Genomic DNA, 15,773 nt, shown 5'->3' on the forward strand with positions numbered 1-15,773 from the left:
CAATGGAGATCACGTACCACGGCGGCGACGGCTGTCCGCTCCACGCGATCTCCATCGGATCCGGGCCGCCCCTTGTGCTTCTGCACGGGGGCGGCCCGGATCATCACAGCCTCATCCCCCTGGCCGAGCAGCTTTCGGACCGCTACAGCGTCATCCTCCCCGACGTGCGAGGCTACGGCCGATCGGTCTGCGCCGACCCCGCCCGGCACACCTGGACCCAGTACTCCGACGATGTCGCCGCGCTACTCGATCACCTCGGTTTCCAGCGCGCCTTCGTCGGTGGGACCGGGCTCGGCGCCACGATCACCCAGCGCACCTGCCTCGAACATCCCGGCAGGGTCCGCGCAGCCATCCTGATCAGCGTCGAAGACATCGAAGACGACGAGGCGAAGCAGGCCGAGATCGCGTTCATGGACGCGTTCGCCGAACGCGTCCGGACGGACGGCATCGAAGCTGCGTGGGCACCGGTTCTGCCTGGGCTCGCTCCGGTCATCTGCGCGCTCGTACGTGACGCCATCCCGCGCTCGGACCCCGCGAGTATCGCCGCCGCGGCCGCCATCGGCCACGATCGCTCGTTCCGGTCCGTCGATGAACTCGCCGCGATCACCACGCCCACCTTGGTCTTCCCCGGTATGGACGAACGGCATCCGGCCGCGCTGGCGGAGAACGTCGCCCGTGTCCTGCCCAACGGCCGTCTCGCGCCGGTTTCCCTGTCGGACACCCTGCGCACCGCCGAAGACCTCGCCGACGCGTTCGCACCGGCCATTCACCAATTCCTCGCTGAGCACCACGACTACTAGGTGGCGTAGTGGCGAGCGAGCTCAGTCCTTGTGCGAGCAGCCGCGATGCTCCGCACCTACGCGGCGGATCTGGCCAGCGTCCGCGGCCGCATGATCTCGTCTGTGCGGACATCTGCGCGACCACGGGTCAGGTCTGTCCCGACGCATGGGCTACGACGTGAATCTGACACGGGGCCATTCCCGAGGGGTGCGCCGCCGCTACGAACAGCCTGCCAGGACCTGATCGGCACCCTGAGCTGATCCGAAACCAGGTCGATCCACTGAGGACAGAGTCACCAGCCCGACACGACAGAGAGGCGCTCGTGCGGCACCGAAAGTGCCGCACGAGCGCCTCGTCTCGAGCGAGGGTCAGCTCGCCGTGCTGCGGAATCCCTTGAGTCGCAGGCTGTTCGTGACCACGAAGACCGAGCTGAACGCCATCGCGGCGCCGGCGATCATCGGGTTGAGCAGCCCCGCCGCGGCCAGTGGCAGCGCCGCGACGTTGTAGGCGAAGGCCCAGAACAGGTTGCCCTTGATGGTGCGCAGGGTCCGCCGCGAGAGCCGGATCGCGTCCACCGCCGCCCGCAGGTCCCCGCGGACGAGGGTCAGGTCCGACGCCTCGATGGCGACGTCCGTGCCGGTGCCCATGGCCAGGCCGAGGTCGGCCTGTGCCAGCGCGGCCGCGTCGTTGACGCCGTCGCCCACCATCGCGACGACCTTGCCCTCGCCCTGGAGCCGCTTGACCACGTCGACCTTGTCCTTGGGCAGGACCTCCGCGATCACCTCGGTGATCCCGACTTCCGCGGCCACGGCACGGGCCACGGCCTCGTTGTCCCCGGTGAGCAGGACCGGGGTCAGGCCGAGCGCCCGCAACTGCGTGATGGCTTCGGCGGAGGTCGGCTTGACCGTGTCGGCGACGACGAGAACAGCGTGAGCCTTCCCGTCCCAGCCGACCACGATCGCGGTACGGCCGTCCTTCTCCTCGGCGGCCTTCGCCTCGGCGAGGTCCTCCGGCAGGTGATGCGCCCACTCCTCCAGCAGCGCGCTGCGTCCGGCCAGTACCGCCTTGCCGTCGACGATTCCTTGTACCCCAAGGCCTTCGACGTTGGTGAACTCCTCGACGGCGGGCAGCTCGCCCACCCGTTCGCCGGCCGCGCGGGCGATGGCCTGCGCGATCGGGTGCTCGGACGCGTTCTCCAGCGCGCCCGCCAAGCGCAGTGTCGTCTCCTCGTCGACGCCCTCGGCGACGTGGACGGCCACCAGCGACATCTGCCCCGTGGTCACGGTGCCGGTCTTGTCGAGGACGACCGTGTCGACCGACCGGGTGGACTCCAGCACTTCCGGTCCCTTGATCAGGATCCCGAGCTGCGCGCCCCGTCCGGTGCCGACCAGCAACGCGGTCGGCGTCGCGAGACCGAGCGCGCACGGGCAGGCGATGATCAGCACGGCGACCGCCGCGGTGAACGCCGCCGCGACCGAACCACCGGCCCCGAGCCAGAACATCAGCGTGCCGGCGGCGAGCGCGATCACGATCGGCACGAACACGCCCGATACCCGGTCCGCCAGCCGCTGGACCTGCGCCTTGCCGGTCTGCGCGTCCTCGACCAGTTTGGCCATCTGCGCCAGCTGCGTGTCCGCGCCGACCCGCGTCGCACGGACGACGAGCCGTCCGCCCGCGTTGACCGTCGCGCCGACCACGGCGTCGCCGGGTCCGACCTCGACGGGGACGCTCTCGCCGGTCAGCATGCTCGCGTCGACGGCGGAACTGCCTTCGGTGATGACACCGTCGGTGGCGATCTTCTCCCCCGGCCGCACGACGAACTGGTCGCCCACGACGAGCTGGTCGACCGGGATACGCACTTCCTCGCCGTTCCGGAGAACCGCGACGTCCTTCGCGCCCAGCTCCAGCAGCGCCCGCAGCGCGGCACCGGCCCGGCGCTTGGACCGCGCCTCGAAGTAGCGTCCGGCGAGGATGAACGTCGTCACCCCGGCCGCGACTTCGAGATAGATGTTGCCGTCACCGGCCATCCGCTCCACGGTCAGCTCGAAGGCGTGCGTCATGCCCGGCGTTCCCGCGCTGCCGAACAGCAACGCGTACAACGACCACAGGAACGCGGCGAGCGTGCCCATCGAGATCAGCGTGTCCATGGTGGCCGCACCGTGGCGCAGATTCGCCCACGCCGCCTTGTGGAACGGCCACGCCGCCCACACCAGCACCGGCGCCGCCAGCGTCAGTGAGATCCACTGCCAGTAGGTGAACTGGAGCGCCGGCACCATCGCGAGCAGGATCACCGGCACCGACAGCACCGTGGAACCGATCAGCCGCTGCCGCAACGGGGCGATCGGATCGGCCTCCTCACCAGGCTCGTCCGGGCCTGTCGTCTTCTCCGGTGCGGGCACGGCGGCCGAGTATCCGGCCGCCTCCACCTGCTCGATCAACCGCTGCGGCTCGACGTCGACCGGGAAGGTGACCTTCGCCTTCTCGGTGGCGTAATTGACGGTCGCGGTGACGCCGTCGAGCTTGTTCAGCTTCTTCTCGATACGCATCGCGCAGGACGCGCAGGTCATTCCGCTGATCGCGAGTTCGACGTCGGTCGTCCGCGTCTGGTCCACGTCGGATGTCATCGTGCTCACTCCTTTTCGACGCTCGCGTCAGCCGTGTCCGCCGTGTCCGTCATCGGCCGGAGGTGGGGTTGGGTTCTGGGTTGTCGAGGGGGCCGGGGCCGGGGCGGGTGTGCCTGTGGTGGCGGCGGTGAACTCGGCGGTGCGGACCTTGCCCTGGTGCTGGAAGTCCAGGAACAGCCGGTAAGTGCCGTTCGACGGGACTTCGGCGAAGAAGGTCACCGTGGGGCCGGGCTTCGTGCGGCCGTCACCGGGCTCGCCGTCCGGGTGGACGTGCAGGTAGGCGAGGTCGCCGCCGCGCAACGCCACCAAGTGCCCGTAGGCGCCCAGGTACGGCTGCAGATCGGTCACCTCGCGGCCGTCCTTGGTCACCGTCAAGGTCACCTTCGACGACTTGCCCGGCGTCAGCTCGCCGTCCAGGCGGACCTGGTAGCCGTCGACGTCCGCGACGCGCGACGGCTGGTACTCGGCGGGTTGGAAATCTCCGGCGGTGGCGATGTCGACACCGAGTGTCGAGGCCGAGCCGCCCGTCGGCTTGAAATCGGCGAAGACGCGGTAGCTGCCGGCCTGGGGAAGGGCCAGCGGGACACTCCACACGCCGTCGGGGCCGAGTTCGGGATGCACGTGCTGGAAACCGGCCGTGTCACGGCGGACGACGATGAGGTGCATCCGCTTCTCGTGTTCGACGTCGTAAGCGGTGACGGGCTTGCCGTCCGGGCCGAGAATCCTGAAGGAGAAGGGTTGGGTCGTGCCCGCGGTGAGCGTCGTGGTGGTGGGCGTGAGGGTGTAGCCGCCCCTGGACGACGCGAGCCCGCCGGGCTCGTCGGTCGGCGCCGCCTCCGCGACGGTGCCGCTGTGAGCGTCCCCATGCCCGGCGTCCTCGCCGCCGGGCAGGCCGGCAGCGCCGGCGAAAGGACCGACAGCGGTGCCTGCGGCCCAGGCGCCACCGGCGACCAGGGCAAGCGCCACACCGTAGGCGGAGAGCTTCGCAACTGTGTTCATCTCGAGTCCCTTGTGCGGGCGGTGCCCGCGATCGGGAGCGAACCGCGAATCAGGCGGTCAGCTCGTATCCGGCTTCTTCGACGGCCGCACGGACATCCGCGACCTCGGGTTCCTGGGAGCTGGTCACGGTCACCGCGCCGGTGGGCAGATCCACCCGGACGCCGGTGACGCCGTCGATCTTGCCGACCTCTTCGGTGACGGACCGGACGCAGTGGTCGCAGGTCATGCCGGTGACGGTGTAGGTGGTCTCGCTCATCGTTCTTCTCCTCCGGATTCGTCGCGTGGTTTCAGGAACGGACGAGGCGGGCGATGACGTCGCTCGCTTCCCGGATCTTCTCGTCGGCCTCGGTTCCGCCCTTGGCGATGGCGTCGGACACGCAGTGCCTGAGGTGTTCGTCCATCAGTCCGAGTGACACCGACTGCAACGCCTTCGTGGCCGCGGACACCTGCGTGAGGATGTCGATGCAGTACTTGTCCTCTTCGACCATCCGCTGCAGGCCCCGGATCTGACCCTCGATCCGCCGCAGCCGGGTCACGTATTCGTCTTTGCCTTGCGTGTATCCGTGCATCTCTCGGCCTCCTGAGGACGACTCTACATACCCTAGGGGGGTAGGGCAAGCGCGATACCCCCGTGACGTATGCCACGGCCCGCTTGCGCGGCAGTCGGCTTCGACGCACCGCCCCTGAACGGGCATGATTGAGCCGTACGCGGATCCCGAGCCGAGGAGTGAGCGTGGCCGATCACGGCGACGACAAGGAGCGTCAGCTCAAACGCCTACGACGCGTCGAGGGGCAGATCCGGGGCCTGCAGAAGATGGTCGAAGAGGACAAATACTGCATCGACGTCCTCACCCAGGTCTCCGCGGCCACCCGGGCCCTGCAATCGTTCTCCCTCGAACTCCTCGAGCGGCACATGGCGGGCTGCGTCGTCGAAGCCGCCGCGAAAGGCGGCCCCGAGGCGGACAGGAAGATCCGGGAAGCCTCCGAAGCGATCGCACGCCTGGTGCGCTCCTGACGTCTGCATCACGAAGAGCGGGCGGATGACCTTCAGGTCATCCGCCCGCTTCTATTCCGCCTCAACGACCGCCCTGGTCGCCGCGAACCCGGTCCGGACATGGGCGCCGTCACAGAACGGCTTCTTCGCCGAATTCCCGCACCGGCACAGCAACTGAGTGCGACCGGTCAGTTCGTATTCCTCACCATTGTGGTCGACCAGCCGAACGGGCCCCTTCACCTGATACGGCCCGTTGTCCACGACCTTGATGACGACAGCCGGTGCAGTTCCGGTCTCCTCGGCCATCGACATCAGCCGACCACCTCGTAGCCCGCCTCCTTGACCGCGGACCGCACCAGCTCCGCGTCGACCGGCCCCTCGCTCACGACGGTCACTTCGCCGGTCGCGACGTCCGCGTCCACGTCGCTGACCCCGGCCACACCGTTCACCGCCGTCGTCACCTTGGTCATGCAACCCGAGCAGGTCATGCCCTTGACCGCGTACACAGTGGTGTCCATCAGCTCTCACCCTTCGGTTGACAACTTGTTCCGCGGCGATCCCTTCGCCGTCACGACGCCACACTAACATTACCCCCGTAGGGTATGTAAAGAAGCTGTCGTTCTTGTCCCACAACAAGGATCGACCTCCCGAGCTTGTCGCCGGCGACGAGCAACGTCTCGACCCACAGGTTCTCCGATCATTTCCCACGAACAGGGACGCATGCCGGACCGTCTCCGACGAAGAAATCTGCTGCGCACGGCGGAACCATGAGCTCGGCCAAGCCTCTAAACTGCGCTGATGACCGCGGCCACCGGACTTCCCTCCGCGATGCATGTCGCCCGTGGTGTCGTTCTGGCCGTCGCAGCCGCAGCCCTCGGCATGACGGCTCACGTTCTCGGCGACGGCACGGTTCCGAATGCCGGGATGGCCCTTCTCATTGGCGGCTTGGCCGGTTCGGCCGGTATCGCCGTGGCCGACCGCTGCCGAGGCGTCGTCGCGGCGGTCGGTGCGCTGACGGCGGCGCAGCTCATCCTGCAGGCCGTTCTGCTGGTCCCCTCACGCGTGACTCATTCGCATGTCGCGCCCGTTCTCACCGGTCTGAACCCGATCGTCGAGTTCAGCTCACACGTACTGGCGATCGTGTTGCTCGGGGTCCTGCTCACCCAAGCCGATACGGCCGTGCGGGCGCTATGCGGACTCGTATGGCGAACGCTGCGCTGGGTGACGGCATCACCCACTCCGCCACGTGTCTTGCCTTGGACCCCACTCACTCGTGCGGTCGCGCCGAGTACCGTGACCGAAGTCCTTCTCCGTCGTTCACAGCCACGTCGCGGGCCACCAGCCACACGCTGAAGTACTCCCTACACCGTCGCTGCCACCAGCGCGCCTGCACATATGCCGATCCGGATCTCAGTGTTCGAGCCTCCGCTCCACGCCCCCGCATCGGCCACACCCAGTCTCAACGAAAGGTTTCTCCATGTCCGGCAAACCAGCACCTGCCGACAAGATCCGAAGACTCTTCCCCACCTTCATCACCCGAGGCAAGCGGTTCGCTGTCACCGCGGAGGACATCCTCCAGCGCGTCTTGGTGGCAACTGGGCTCCGCCAGCCCGAATCGAGGATCTCCGCGGACGCCCAGGACTACTGGCACCGACCCTCCGGCCCCCGATGGTCCGCCGACTCGCATTGGCGGGACTCATCGGCGTTTCGTGGCAACGACCTGTGGGAAAAGATCGGCCAGGAACACCTCGCCCTGTTCGAGGCAGGTGCTCGCATGGCCGAGTTCGCCCGCCCCTGGAAGCGCATCGTCGAATGGGGATGTGGCGGCGGCGCCAATGCCGTGCGCTTCGCTCCCCGCGCCGGCGAGTTCATCGGCGTCGACATCTCCACAGAGTCGCTCGCCGAATGCGGCAAGCAGGTCGCGAACGCCTGCGACACTCCGTTCCTGCCGGTGACCATCGAGGTGGCGGAGCCGGAGGCCGCGCTCGGCAAGATCGACGGCGAGTGCGACGTGTTCCTGTCCTTCTACGTCTTCGAACTGATACCGACCCCGGAATACGGTGAGCGACTGCTACGCATCGCTCACGAGCTCCTCGCACCGGGCGGACTGGCCCTGATTCAGATCAAGTACGACGCCGGCACCTGGCGTACCAGACCTCGACGACGGTCCTACGCGAGAGGCCTGGCGGACATGACGACCTACCGGATCGAGGAGTTCTGGGAGATCGCGGTGCGCTGGGGCTTCACTCCGAAAGCGGTGCACCTCGTCCCACGGAACGAACTCGACGAGCGCTACGCGTATTTCTTCCTGTCCAACAGGTGAACTCAGGTGCGGTCCACCGCAGGCTACGCCGATGGACCGCACCTGGTCGTCAAGGACGCGTGGCCGCGGCAAGGAACAGCGGAATAGCCACGAACAGGCGTCCGACCTCGGCCCTGCGTGCTTGGTCGGCGATCCAGGTGTCGGCTTGACCGCGATCGATGGCGCCGACAGCACAGGCCGACTCGGCGAACCCGGTCAGCATCGGCAGCATCAACCCATCGGTGAAGATCGCGGTCCGCACGTCGATCGTGACATCGGCGAACCCGCTGTCCAGCAGGAGATTGCGGTAACGACGAGCGGCCTGCGGACTCGGGACGCTGCCAGCGCGGGCATGGACGATCGTCCGCGTCAACTCGGGGTCGCCGGAATCGATGACGAAGGTGTCCCAATCCTGGCCGATGAGCACGATCCGCCCACCGGGAGCCAGCACACGCCGCGCTTCGGCCGTCGCAGCTGCGGGATCAGGGACGGCGTGGAACACCTTGTCCGCCCGATACCCCGCCACCGAACCGTCGTCCAGCGGCAACTCGCCGGCGGTGCCGAGCCGGAACTCCTGTTCGGACCAGCGCCGACGGGCGACGGCGATCATCTGCGGATCCGGGTCGATCCCGACCGCACGCATACCTCGGTCGCCGAGCTCGGCGACCGCGCGACCCGCGCCGCACCCGACGTCCACGACTGCCTGCCCCGGAGCCAGAGCGAGGAGGTCGTACGTGTCGGAGCGCAACTCGGCGACGCCAGGCAGGTCGTCGACGACGTCCAGCATCCGGATCAGGGACTCGGTCGCGTCATCAGGCTGGGTGGTCTCGGGCTGTGTTCTCGTGTCGTTGGACATGGCCGCCATGCTGCGACTTAATGGCGACATGAAGTCAAGCACCGCGGACTTGAGCATCGGCGAGGTCGCACAACGGTTCGGGCTGGCCACCCACGTGCTGCGGCACTGGGAGTCGATGGGCCTGCTCTCCCCCGCCAGAGCCACCGCGTCTCGTCGCCGCTACGGCTCCGACGACATCTACCGGGTCGCGGTGATCCTCCGGGCCAAGGAAGCCGGGTTCGGTCTGGAGGACATCCGCGAGCTGTTCGACGCACGAGACCCGGCCACCAGGACCGGGCTCCTGCGTCGGCACCGCACCGAGCTGGCCGCGCGGATCGCCGCGGCTCAGGCGTCCCTGGAGCTGATCGACTGCGCCTTGGACTGCGACCACGAAGACATCGTCAGCTGCCCGCATTTCCAGGCTGCTGTGACTGCCCGGATCAACCCGCCATCAGCGCCGAACGCCCTGACCTGAAGCGCTCAGTCGTTCGTCCGCTCGGGGCGGCCACGCACCTCGGCCACACTGGCCAGAGTACTGGGAAATCTGGGGCGCCATCGCCGCCCTGGGCGACCCGATGATCTCCGGACGGCGACCTCAGACAGTGCGGACGCAGGCGCACTGGCCTGCCGCGAGCGTGCCCTCCGCGGCCTTCGCGGCTTCCCTCGTGGCGACCTTTGTCCCGCCGGAGGCGACCGCGGCGCGGCCTCCGGCTTCGGCCTTCCCGGTGTGTGGCTGGACCGCCACTACCGTCTGCTCTCCGGCCTCGACCTTCTCGTCGCGCCGCCAGACCGCCAGTGCGGTGACCGCTCCGATCGCCGCGAGGCCCGCCAGCACGGTCCAGGTGGTCGTGAAGCCCGCTTGCGTGGCGACCCAGCCGGCGATGGGATACGTGACCAGCCAGGCCAGGTGGGACAGTGAGAACTGGGCGGCGAAGACCTGAGGAATTCCGGCGGCGTCGACCGCCCGGCGAAGCACCCGCCCGGTCGGCGTGATGATCAGCGCCATCCCGCCGCCGATCGCCACCCAGATCACCCCGGTCGGAAGCGTTGCGGCGATGCTCGCCGCGGACATCGCGACCGCCGCGCCGACCGCGAGCACCAGTACCGCGGCACCGATCAGCATCACGGACCGGTCCGCCACCCGGTCCAGGACACGCGGGAGGACGACGGCCACCAGCAGCGTCCCCGTTCCGGACGCGGCGAGCATCCAGGCCACGTCGGATTGGGTTCCGTCGAGAACGTCGCGGACGTAGTTCACGGTGTTGACTACCACGATGGAGCCGGCGGAGGCGACCACGAGGTTCAGTGCCATGACGCCGCGCAGGCTCGGAGTTGCCGCGAAGGTGCGGATCCCCGCCAAGGCCCGGTCCCAGGCGTTCGTATGCGAACTGGGGCGCGCGTTGGGAATGCGCGTGGACAAGACCAGCAGCGCGGACACGGCGAACCCGACGGAGGTGCCGAGGAACAGCAGGTTGAACGACATGAAGGTCAGCGCCACAGCCGCGAGCACAGGGCTAAGCAGGCTCTCCATGGTGGAGGCCACCTGCGACGCGGACAGCGCGCGAGTGTAGTCGGCCTCCTTGGTCACGATGTCGGGGATGACCGCCTGAAAAGTCGGAGTGAATGCCGCTGACGCGGTCTGGAGAACCCCGATCAGGACGTAGATGTGCCACACCTCGGTGACGAACGGCAGCGCGATCACCACCAGCGCACGCACCACGTCGAGGATGGTGAGGAACAGGCGTCTGGGCAGCCGATCGACGTAGGCGGCCGCGAGCGGTGCGACGACGACGTAGGCGACCATCTTGATCGTCAGTGCGGTGGCGAGAACCGCGCCGGCACGCGGACCCGCGAGCCCGTACGCGAGCAGCCCCAGCGCGACGGTAGCCAAGCCAGTACCGAACAACGCGATGATCTGAGCGCTGAACAGCCGCCGGTAGTCGCGAATCGCGAACAATCCCATGTCCTTCTCCTCCCGGGCAATCGCTGCCGCACTCCTCCGCATACCACTGGGGGGTATGTGTGCTGGGATGTTTATATACGGGTTGGGGGTATGCGTCAACGGTGATCGTGGCTCATACCCCTGCGGGGTAGTGAGGGCTAGAACACATTGAACTTCCACTGGGTTGCGGGCACTGTTTCCAACATCGGACAACACACCCCCCAGGGGTATGCGAAAGGGGATCGCGATGAACATGGGAACGCACCAGGCCCACCACGCTCACCACGGGCACGGCGGTGCCGCCGTGGAGGGGCTGCAGATCGCCAAGGACGGCTACGTCCTCGTTCCGGAGACACTGCGGCTGACGGCCGGGGAGGAGGTCGACTACCGGTTCCGGATTCTCGGGAAGGACGGCGTTCCGCTGACCGCCTTCGCCGAGACCCACGAGAAGAAGATCCATCTGATCGTCGCCCGCCGGGACCTCACCGGGTTCTGGCACCTGCACCCCGCCGAGCTGGGCGACGGTGTTTGGACGGTCCGGCTGCACTTGCCGGAGGCGGGCGAGTACCGGGTGTTCGCGGACTTCTGGCCGGACGGGGCGGAAAAGGGACTCACGCTCGGCGCGGACCTGGCCGTGGCGGGTGCCTACGAGCCGCGCCCGGTGCCCCTGCCGGCCGACGTGTTCGAGATCGACGGCTACGAGGTCGGCATCAAGGGCGAATTGCGGCCCGAGGAAACCAACCAGCTGGTGCTCGCGGTGCACCGCGACGGTGAACCGGTGACGGATCTGCAGCCCTACCTCGGCGCCTACGGGCACCTTGTCACGCTGCGGCTGGGAGACCTCGCCTACGTCCACGTCCACCCGGACGGCGCCCCCGGCGACGGCGAGACGCAGCCGGGCCCGGAGATCGCCTTCCAGGCCCACGTTCCCGGCCCGGGAACCTACCGGCTGTTCCTGGACTTCAAACACGAGGACGTGGTCCGCACCGCCCAGTTCACCCTTGTCGCCGAGTAGCCCGCGGGGGTACGGCATGTTCTGGTGCCCCGCTTGCCCGCGCCGGTCCGTTCCGCAGATGCCGTAGGCCGGTTTGGTCAGTGGTGACTCGTCGGACCGTCGCTGTTTGAGCAGGGCGAGGAAGAAGTCGCGGATGTCCTCGGCCAGCAGCTCCAGATCGCTGGCGCCGGGGGAAAGAACAGCGTCACTGTCGACTCGCGCGATGAGCCCACGGGTTGGCGGACGCGAAAGCGCGGTTAATCGCCCGTCTGGCGGGTGCCGCCTGGCGCCACTCCACGCGCATCGCCTACAGGTTCGGCCTCCAGACGCCCAACTTTCGGATCCGCCCTGATCGCGGGCTCCCCGGTCGTGGTGTCGGTCCCCATCGCGCTGTCGAACGTCGGTAGCTGGGCGGCTACGGCACCGATCTTGATCCTCGTTCTGCTGCTGCTGATCGTGTATACGATTCGGACGTTCACTCTCTGAGCCGGGTCCGGCTCTAGCTTGAGGTGATGACGCCCGCCGTCCGCAAGGTGGTCTCCAACGCCGGGTAGCTGTAGTAGTGATCGTTGTCCGTTTCCGCATCACGTTTGCATTTGGCCAGGAACTCAACGAAGTCGTTCCCTCGCGCCGGCCCGAGGTGCGCTGTGGCGTGAAAAAGCTGAACGGCGAGATGCGGCATGTCCGAAGCACGTCGGCACTGGTAGTTGTCGAACCAGGCCGCAAGGACTGATCGCAGCGTTTCGGACTCCAGGAACTGGGCATGCTGCACGGCCAGGCGACCGATCTGCTCGGCGAACCGGAAACCCCGTATCGAGGCGAGAAGTTCGGTGATCGTCGGAACGAAGTAGCCGCTCGGCCGGGCTTCCATGACAGATATACGTTGCTGCATGGACAAGCCGTCGAATCGAGCCAGCAAGGTTGGCATCCGATCGCGCGCGTACTTACTACCGACAAGCGCAGCGCTGGTGGCGATCTCAGCAGGCAACGGCTCGTACTCGCCGACCGTGATCGGAGAGTTGATCATCGCTTCGAGCTTGCTGGCCATTCCTGGATCGACCGTGTCCCAGAAGTAGTCCTGGTCGGCCATTCGCACCAGGGTTCGCAGTTGCACGTCACCGCTGGCCAGCTGGAAGCGGTCACGAGTTTGGACGACGGCATTGCTGACAGTCTGACGGGCGCAACCGGCGAAGGCGAGAAGCGTGATAGCCATCCGGTCGGCGTGCGCGGCTGCGGACATCCGACCGCCCGGATCGAGTTCCAGCATTGCGGCCTTGGCCGCGACGGTGATGATCGCTTTGCGGGTCGCTTCTCGCACGCGATCGTGAAAGGTGGCCTGCAAGTACGGAATAGACGGCGTGAAGAGTGGGTCGCAGACGTGGTCTTTGAATTTCTCAACCAGTTTGCGACCTTGGGTGGGTGGGTGAATCAGCAACGTGGTCAACGCGACAGCGAGGTGACCGCGCGCCATCTCCGGCCGTGGGATGTAGACCTCGCCCTCGGCCCGCAGGGAAGGGTGCGCGCACAGGTGGCGGTCTTCCCTGATCCGGTCAAGCTCTCGCTGGCCGATGGTGTCGATCAGCTCGAACTCCACCGCCTTGTCCACCAGGTCAGCTTCGATCCTCTGCATCAGCTGCACACCTGCGCGGTTCAGGCCCTGCTGCTGCGCCTCCACGATTCTTTCCCAGAACGACTTGACCTGCGTGTCGCCTTCATCAGCAAGCCGTGTCACTTTCACGATGATGTCCGCAGTCACCGCCGCCCAGGACGCGATGATGCTCGATCGAACCGCGCCGGCGTTGTAGCAACGCAGCGCCTCCTCGGCGAGTGGTCGCACCTCCGGGCTCCACACCTGTGCGATCAGTGTCTCCAGATCCGCTGCCATATGCGCCACCTCCGTCGACCACAGCTGTACCTCTTCAGGCGAGCCCAGAACGCTACGGACCAGCCCGCCAAGGTTAGCGCTGAGGCTCTTTCGTCGTCCGGGAGCTGTGTGCAGTGGGCTCAAGGTGCACCCGAGGGCAGGAATCCGGGCCTTCCCTTGGTTCCAAGGGGCAGGTTGTGCAGCCAGGTAGCCGTGATCACGGGTCCGGATCCTTGGCAGCAAGACTCAGGCTAAACGTCCTTCGCCGCCTTGTAAGACGTCGCTCAGAAGAGCGGCTACAGTAAGCAACCGAGGACTTTGTCTACCTCGCGGGCCTGTCCGGGCGATACCCCGGACAGGCCCAAGTTCGCTTCAAGCACCCAGTTCTTGAGCTCCACGAAACTTGATGTCGCAAGCAGGGCCAGGCATCACCTGTCACGCACCTGAGGCGCCGCTATGCGGCGGTGGGGGAAGCTTGCGCCGTGTCTGACGGGGCACGAGTGATGCGGCAGCCTCTGCGGACTCGCGGGCGAGTTCTGGGAGTACGTGGGTGTAGGTGTCGGCGGTGATGGCGATGCTGGAGTGCCCGAGGAGTTCCTGGACTTCTTTGAGGTCGGCGCCTGCGGCAAGCATCAGGGTCGCCGCTCCGTGGCGGAGGTCGTGCAGGCGTACGGGTGGCAGTCCAGCTTCCTCGGCGATCGCTTGGAAGCTGTCGGTGAGTTTGGCCGGGTGCAGGGGGCTGCCGTCCGACTCGGTGCAGACAAGGCCGTGTTCGACCCAGCGGTCGCCTGCTGCATCGCGCAGGTCGGCTTGGTGCTGTTTCTGAGCGCGGAGGGCGTGGACGGAGTCGTTGTCCAGGGCGATGACGCGTCCGCTGGCTTCGCTCTTCGGTTCGCCGAACTCGATTTCCCAGCCGATCTGGACGAGGGCTGAGGTGATCGTGGCGCTCTGGTTCGCGAGGTCGATGTCCCACCAGGGCAGTCCGCAGGCTTCGCCACGGCGGAGACCTCGGTAGGCGATGAGGTGCAGGAGTACGTAGTGGGGGTGGCCTTCGGCGTGGTCGAGGAAGGTGCCGGTCTGCTCGGGTGTCCACACCATCACCCGGGAGGGCCGCTCTCCTGTGCGTTGCCATCGTTCGACCCGTTCTGGGGTCCACAGGAGCGCTTTGGGTCGGCGCCCGGACGGTAGTTCGATGTGGGAGGCGGGGTTGAACCGTAGGGGAATCTTGGGGTCGCGGATGGCGGCGTTGAGCGCGGCGCGCAGGGTCGCGCGGTAGCGCTGCATGGTGGCGGCGCTGATGATCCGCAGGCCGTGAACGGTTTTGCGGATGTCGGGGTCGTCACTGGCTTTCGCGGCGGTGATGAAGTCGTTGCGCTCGGCCATGGCGTCGAACATCGCGGCGACGTGTTCGACGGTGAGCGCGTCGATGCGGTAGTGCCCGAGGTGCGGTATGAGCCAGAGTCTCATGTGCTGGTGGTAGGAGAGCCTTGTGCTTCCGCGCAGTTTTTTGCGGCTGGCCAGCCAGGTGTGCAGCCACTCTCCGACGGTCGGTACGAGGTTCGGCGTGTCACCTGACTCGAGTTCTTGGGTGATGCTTTCCGCTGTGGGGAAGGATTTTCCGCTCTTGAGGCAGGTGTCGATGAGGTCGCCGATGGCAACGACGGCGGTGTCGCCGTGTGGTTGCGCTGCCTCGACCAGGGCGGCCATTTTGTCGAGCACGGTTTGTGCGTCGGTCTGGGTCGCGTATCCCCCGCGTCGCCGGGTGCGACGGGTTCTGTCGCTACGGCGGGGAAGTTCGGCCTGGAAGTACCAGGTTCCGTGGTCGGATCTCCAGGACCCGTTGCGGCGTTTGAGTTTCTGGCATTTCGCTCCGAGCTGTTGCCCGGTTTCGGGGTGTTTGCAGGTGCAGCGCTTGAAGGTGTTGGCGGAGAATTCGTGCATCGGATTCGTTCCTCCCGAAATCCGCAGGCGTGGTTCGGATCACGGCTATGGACGCTCCAATGGGGACAGAGAGGAAGGACTAGCGACGAGGCTCTTCGTCCAGCCCGAGAAGCTCGACCAAGCGCGCCACGGGGACGCGGTAGTTGCGTCCGGCCCGTATGGCGGGCACGGGAAAGTCGCCTTGCCGTGCGAGGCGGTACGCCGTCGTTCGTCCTATGCCGAGCATGCTGGCGGCGGTCATGAGAGTGGTGGTGACACCGAGGCCGCGGAGGTGCTCGCGCGACCAGGCAGGGCGACGCTCGTCGAGGGATGCGGAGGTCTCGGTGTGGGCGTCGATGACGAGCTGTGGTTTGTGGTGCACGGTGGCCTCCTGGGACGAGGGCAGGTTGGGATAGTCACTTCTCGTCGATGGCCGTACCTGGGCACTGCGACGGTTTCTCGCCTGTTGGGGCCAGGAACGGCTTGGCAGGCGTGTCAGCGGGACTGTCGGGCCCAGTA

General features: G+C 67.1%; 17 protein-coding genes. 6 read left to right on the top strand and 11 right to left on the bottom strand.

Features of this window, described 5'->3' with window-relative positions; genetic code table 11:
• The first annotated feature begins 2 nt into the window (after positions 1–2).
• Positions 3–800 carry an alpha/beta fold hydrolase gene (locus AJAP_RS37810; protein ID WP_038520503.1) on the top strand — a complete coding sequence of 266 codons (798 nt, stop codon included), beginning with the start codon at positions 3–5 and terminating at the stop codon, positions 798–800.
• 348 nt (positions 801–1,148) lie between these two features.
• Here the strand turns inward: AJAP_RS37810 and AJAP_RS37815 are convergent, their stop codons facing one another.
• The 4 genes from AJAP_RS37815 to AJAP_RS37830 are packed head-to-tail and all read right to left on the bottom strand — an operon-like array spanning position 1,149 to position 4,972.
• Positions 1,149–3,404: a heavy metal translocating P-type ATPase gene (locus AJAP_RS37815; RefSeq protein ID WP_038520506.1), complete on the bottom strand. Its 2,256-nt coding sequence runs from the start codon at positions 3,402–3,404 to the stop codon at positions 1,149–1,151.
• 27 nt (positions 3,405–3,431) lie between these two features.
• A complete protein-coding gene (locus AJAP_RS37820) occupies positions 3,432–4,403 on the bottom strand; it encodes a hypothetical protein (protein WP_038520509.1) in 972 nt (323 codons plus the stop codon).
• Positions 4,404–4,452: 49 nt separating this feature from the next.
• Positions 4,453–4,659, bottom strand: a complete 207-nt coding sequence (locus AJAP_RS37825) for a heavy-metal-associated domain-containing protein (protein ID WP_038520511.1) — start codon at positions 4,657–4,659, stop codon at positions 4,453–4,455.
• A 31-nt stretch (positions 4,660–4,690) separates the two neighbouring features.
• A complete protein-coding gene (locus AJAP_RS37830; protein WP_038520514.1) occupies positions 4,691–4,972 on the bottom strand; it encodes a metal-sensitive transcriptional regulator in 282 nt (93 codons plus the stop codon).
• 164 nt (positions 4,973–5,136) lie between these two features.
• Between AJAP_RS37830 and AJAP_RS37835 the strand changes: the two genes are divergently transcribed.
• The gene (locus AJAP_RS37835) at positions 5,137–5,418 is read left to right on the top strand and encodes a metal-sensitive transcriptional regulator (protein WP_016331924.1); all 282 of its coding nucleotides are present in this window, start codon (positions 5,137–5,139) and stop codon (positions 5,416–5,418) included.
• 51 nt (positions 5,419–5,469) lie between these two features.
• Here AJAP_RS37835 and AJAP_RS37840 read toward each other — a convergent pair whose 3' ends face one another.
• Complete coding sequence (locus AJAP_RS37840; RefSeq protein ID WP_228694775.1) at positions 5,470–5,709, bottom strand: CDGSH iron-sulfur domain-containing protein; 240 nt, start codon at positions 5,707–5,709, stop codon at positions 5,470–5,472.
• A complete protein-coding gene (locus AJAP_RS37845; protein WP_038520518.1) occupies positions 5,709–5,915 on the bottom strand; it encodes a heavy-metal-associated domain-containing protein in 207 nt (68 codons plus the stop codon). The genes AJAP_RS37840 and AJAP_RS37845 overlap by 1 nt, the downstream gene beginning before the upstream one ends.
• A 280-nt stretch (positions 5,916–6,195) precedes the next feature.
• On the opposite strand from AJAP_RS37845, the gene AJAP_RS43895 reads away from it, so the two are divergent.
• Together AJAP_RS43895 and AJAP_RS37850 are read left to right on the top strand one after the other, a co-directional pair.
• Positions 6,196–6,750 carry a hypothetical protein gene (locus AJAP_RS43895; protein WP_148311628.1) on the top strand — a complete coding sequence of 185 codons (555 nt, stop codon included), beginning with the start codon at positions 6,196–6,198 and terminating at the stop codon, positions 6,748–6,750.
• Positions 6,751–6,874: 124 nt separating this feature from the next.
• Complete coding sequence (locus tag AJAP_RS37850; protein ID WP_038520521.1) at positions 6,875–7,720, top strand: class I SAM-dependent methyltransferase; 846 nt, start codon at positions 6,875–6,877, stop codon at positions 7,718–7,720.
• A gap of 49 nt (positions 7,721–7,769) precedes the next feature.
• On the opposite strand, the gene AJAP_RS37855 is transcribed toward AJAP_RS37850, so the two are convergent.
• Positions 7,770–8,555 carry a methyltransferase domain-containing protein gene (locus AJAP_RS37855; RefSeq protein WP_051972724.1) on the bottom strand — a complete coding sequence of 262 codons (786 nt, stop codon included), beginning with the start codon at positions 8,553–8,555 and terminating at the stop codon, positions 7,770–7,772.
• Between the two features lie 28 nt (positions 8,556–8,583).
• Between AJAP_RS37855 and AJAP_RS37860 the strand changes: the two genes are divergently transcribed.
• On the top strand, positions 8,584–9,009 hold the full coding sequence (locus AJAP_RS37860; RefSeq protein WP_038524650.1) for a MerR family transcriptional regulator: 426 nt from the start codon (positions 8,584–8,586) through the stop codon (positions 9,007–9,009).
• Positions 9,010–9,129: 120 nt separating this feature from the next.
• Here the strand turns inward: AJAP_RS37860 and AJAP_RS37865 are convergent, their stop codons facing one another.
• Positions 9,130–10,497 (bottom strand): MFS transporter, encoded by a 1,368-nt coding sequence (locus AJAP_RS37865; protein ID WP_038520526.1) that lies wholly within the window; start codon positions 10,495–10,497, stop codon positions 9,130–9,132.
• 226 nt (positions 10,498–10,723) lie between these two features.
• Between AJAP_RS37865 and AJAP_RS37870 the strand changes: the two genes are divergently transcribed.
• Positions 10,724–11,491: a hypothetical protein gene (locus AJAP_RS37870; RefSeq protein ID WP_202965555.1), complete on the top strand. Its 768-nt coding sequence runs from the start codon at positions 10,724–10,726 to the stop codon at positions 11,489–11,491.
• Positions 11,492–11,969: 478 nt separating this feature from the next.
• Here the strand turns inward: AJAP_RS37870 and AJAP_RS44650 are convergent, their stop codons facing one another.
• From AJAP_RS44650 to AJAP_RS45000, 3 genes are all read right to left on the bottom strand, one after another.
• Positions 11,970–13,355 (bottom strand): hypothetical protein, encoded by a 1,386-nt coding sequence (locus AJAP_RS44650; protein ID WP_038520532.1) that lies wholly within the window; start codon positions 13,353–13,355, stop codon positions 11,970–11,972.
• A 414-nt stretch (positions 13,356–13,769) separates the two neighbouring features.
• Positions 13,770–15,275 (bottom strand): tyrosine-type recombinase/integrase, encoded by a 1,506-nt coding sequence (locus tag AJAP_RS37880; RefSeq protein WP_038520535.1) that lies wholly within the window; start codon positions 15,273–15,275, stop codon positions 13,770–13,772.
• A 79-nt stretch (positions 15,276–15,354) separates the two neighbouring features.
• Positions 15,355–15,636 (bottom strand): helix-turn-helix domain-containing protein, encoded by a 282-nt coding sequence (locus AJAP_RS45000; RefSeq protein ID WP_038520537.1) that lies wholly within the window; start codon positions 15,634–15,636, stop codon positions 15,355–15,357.
• Positions 15,637–15,773 lie beyond the last annotated feature (137 nt).

This window comes from Amycolatopsis japonica (assembly GCF_000732925.1).
Classification (GTDB): Bacteria; Actinomycetota; Actinomycetes; order Mycobacteriales; family Pseudonocardiaceae; genus Amycolatopsis; species Amycolatopsis japonica.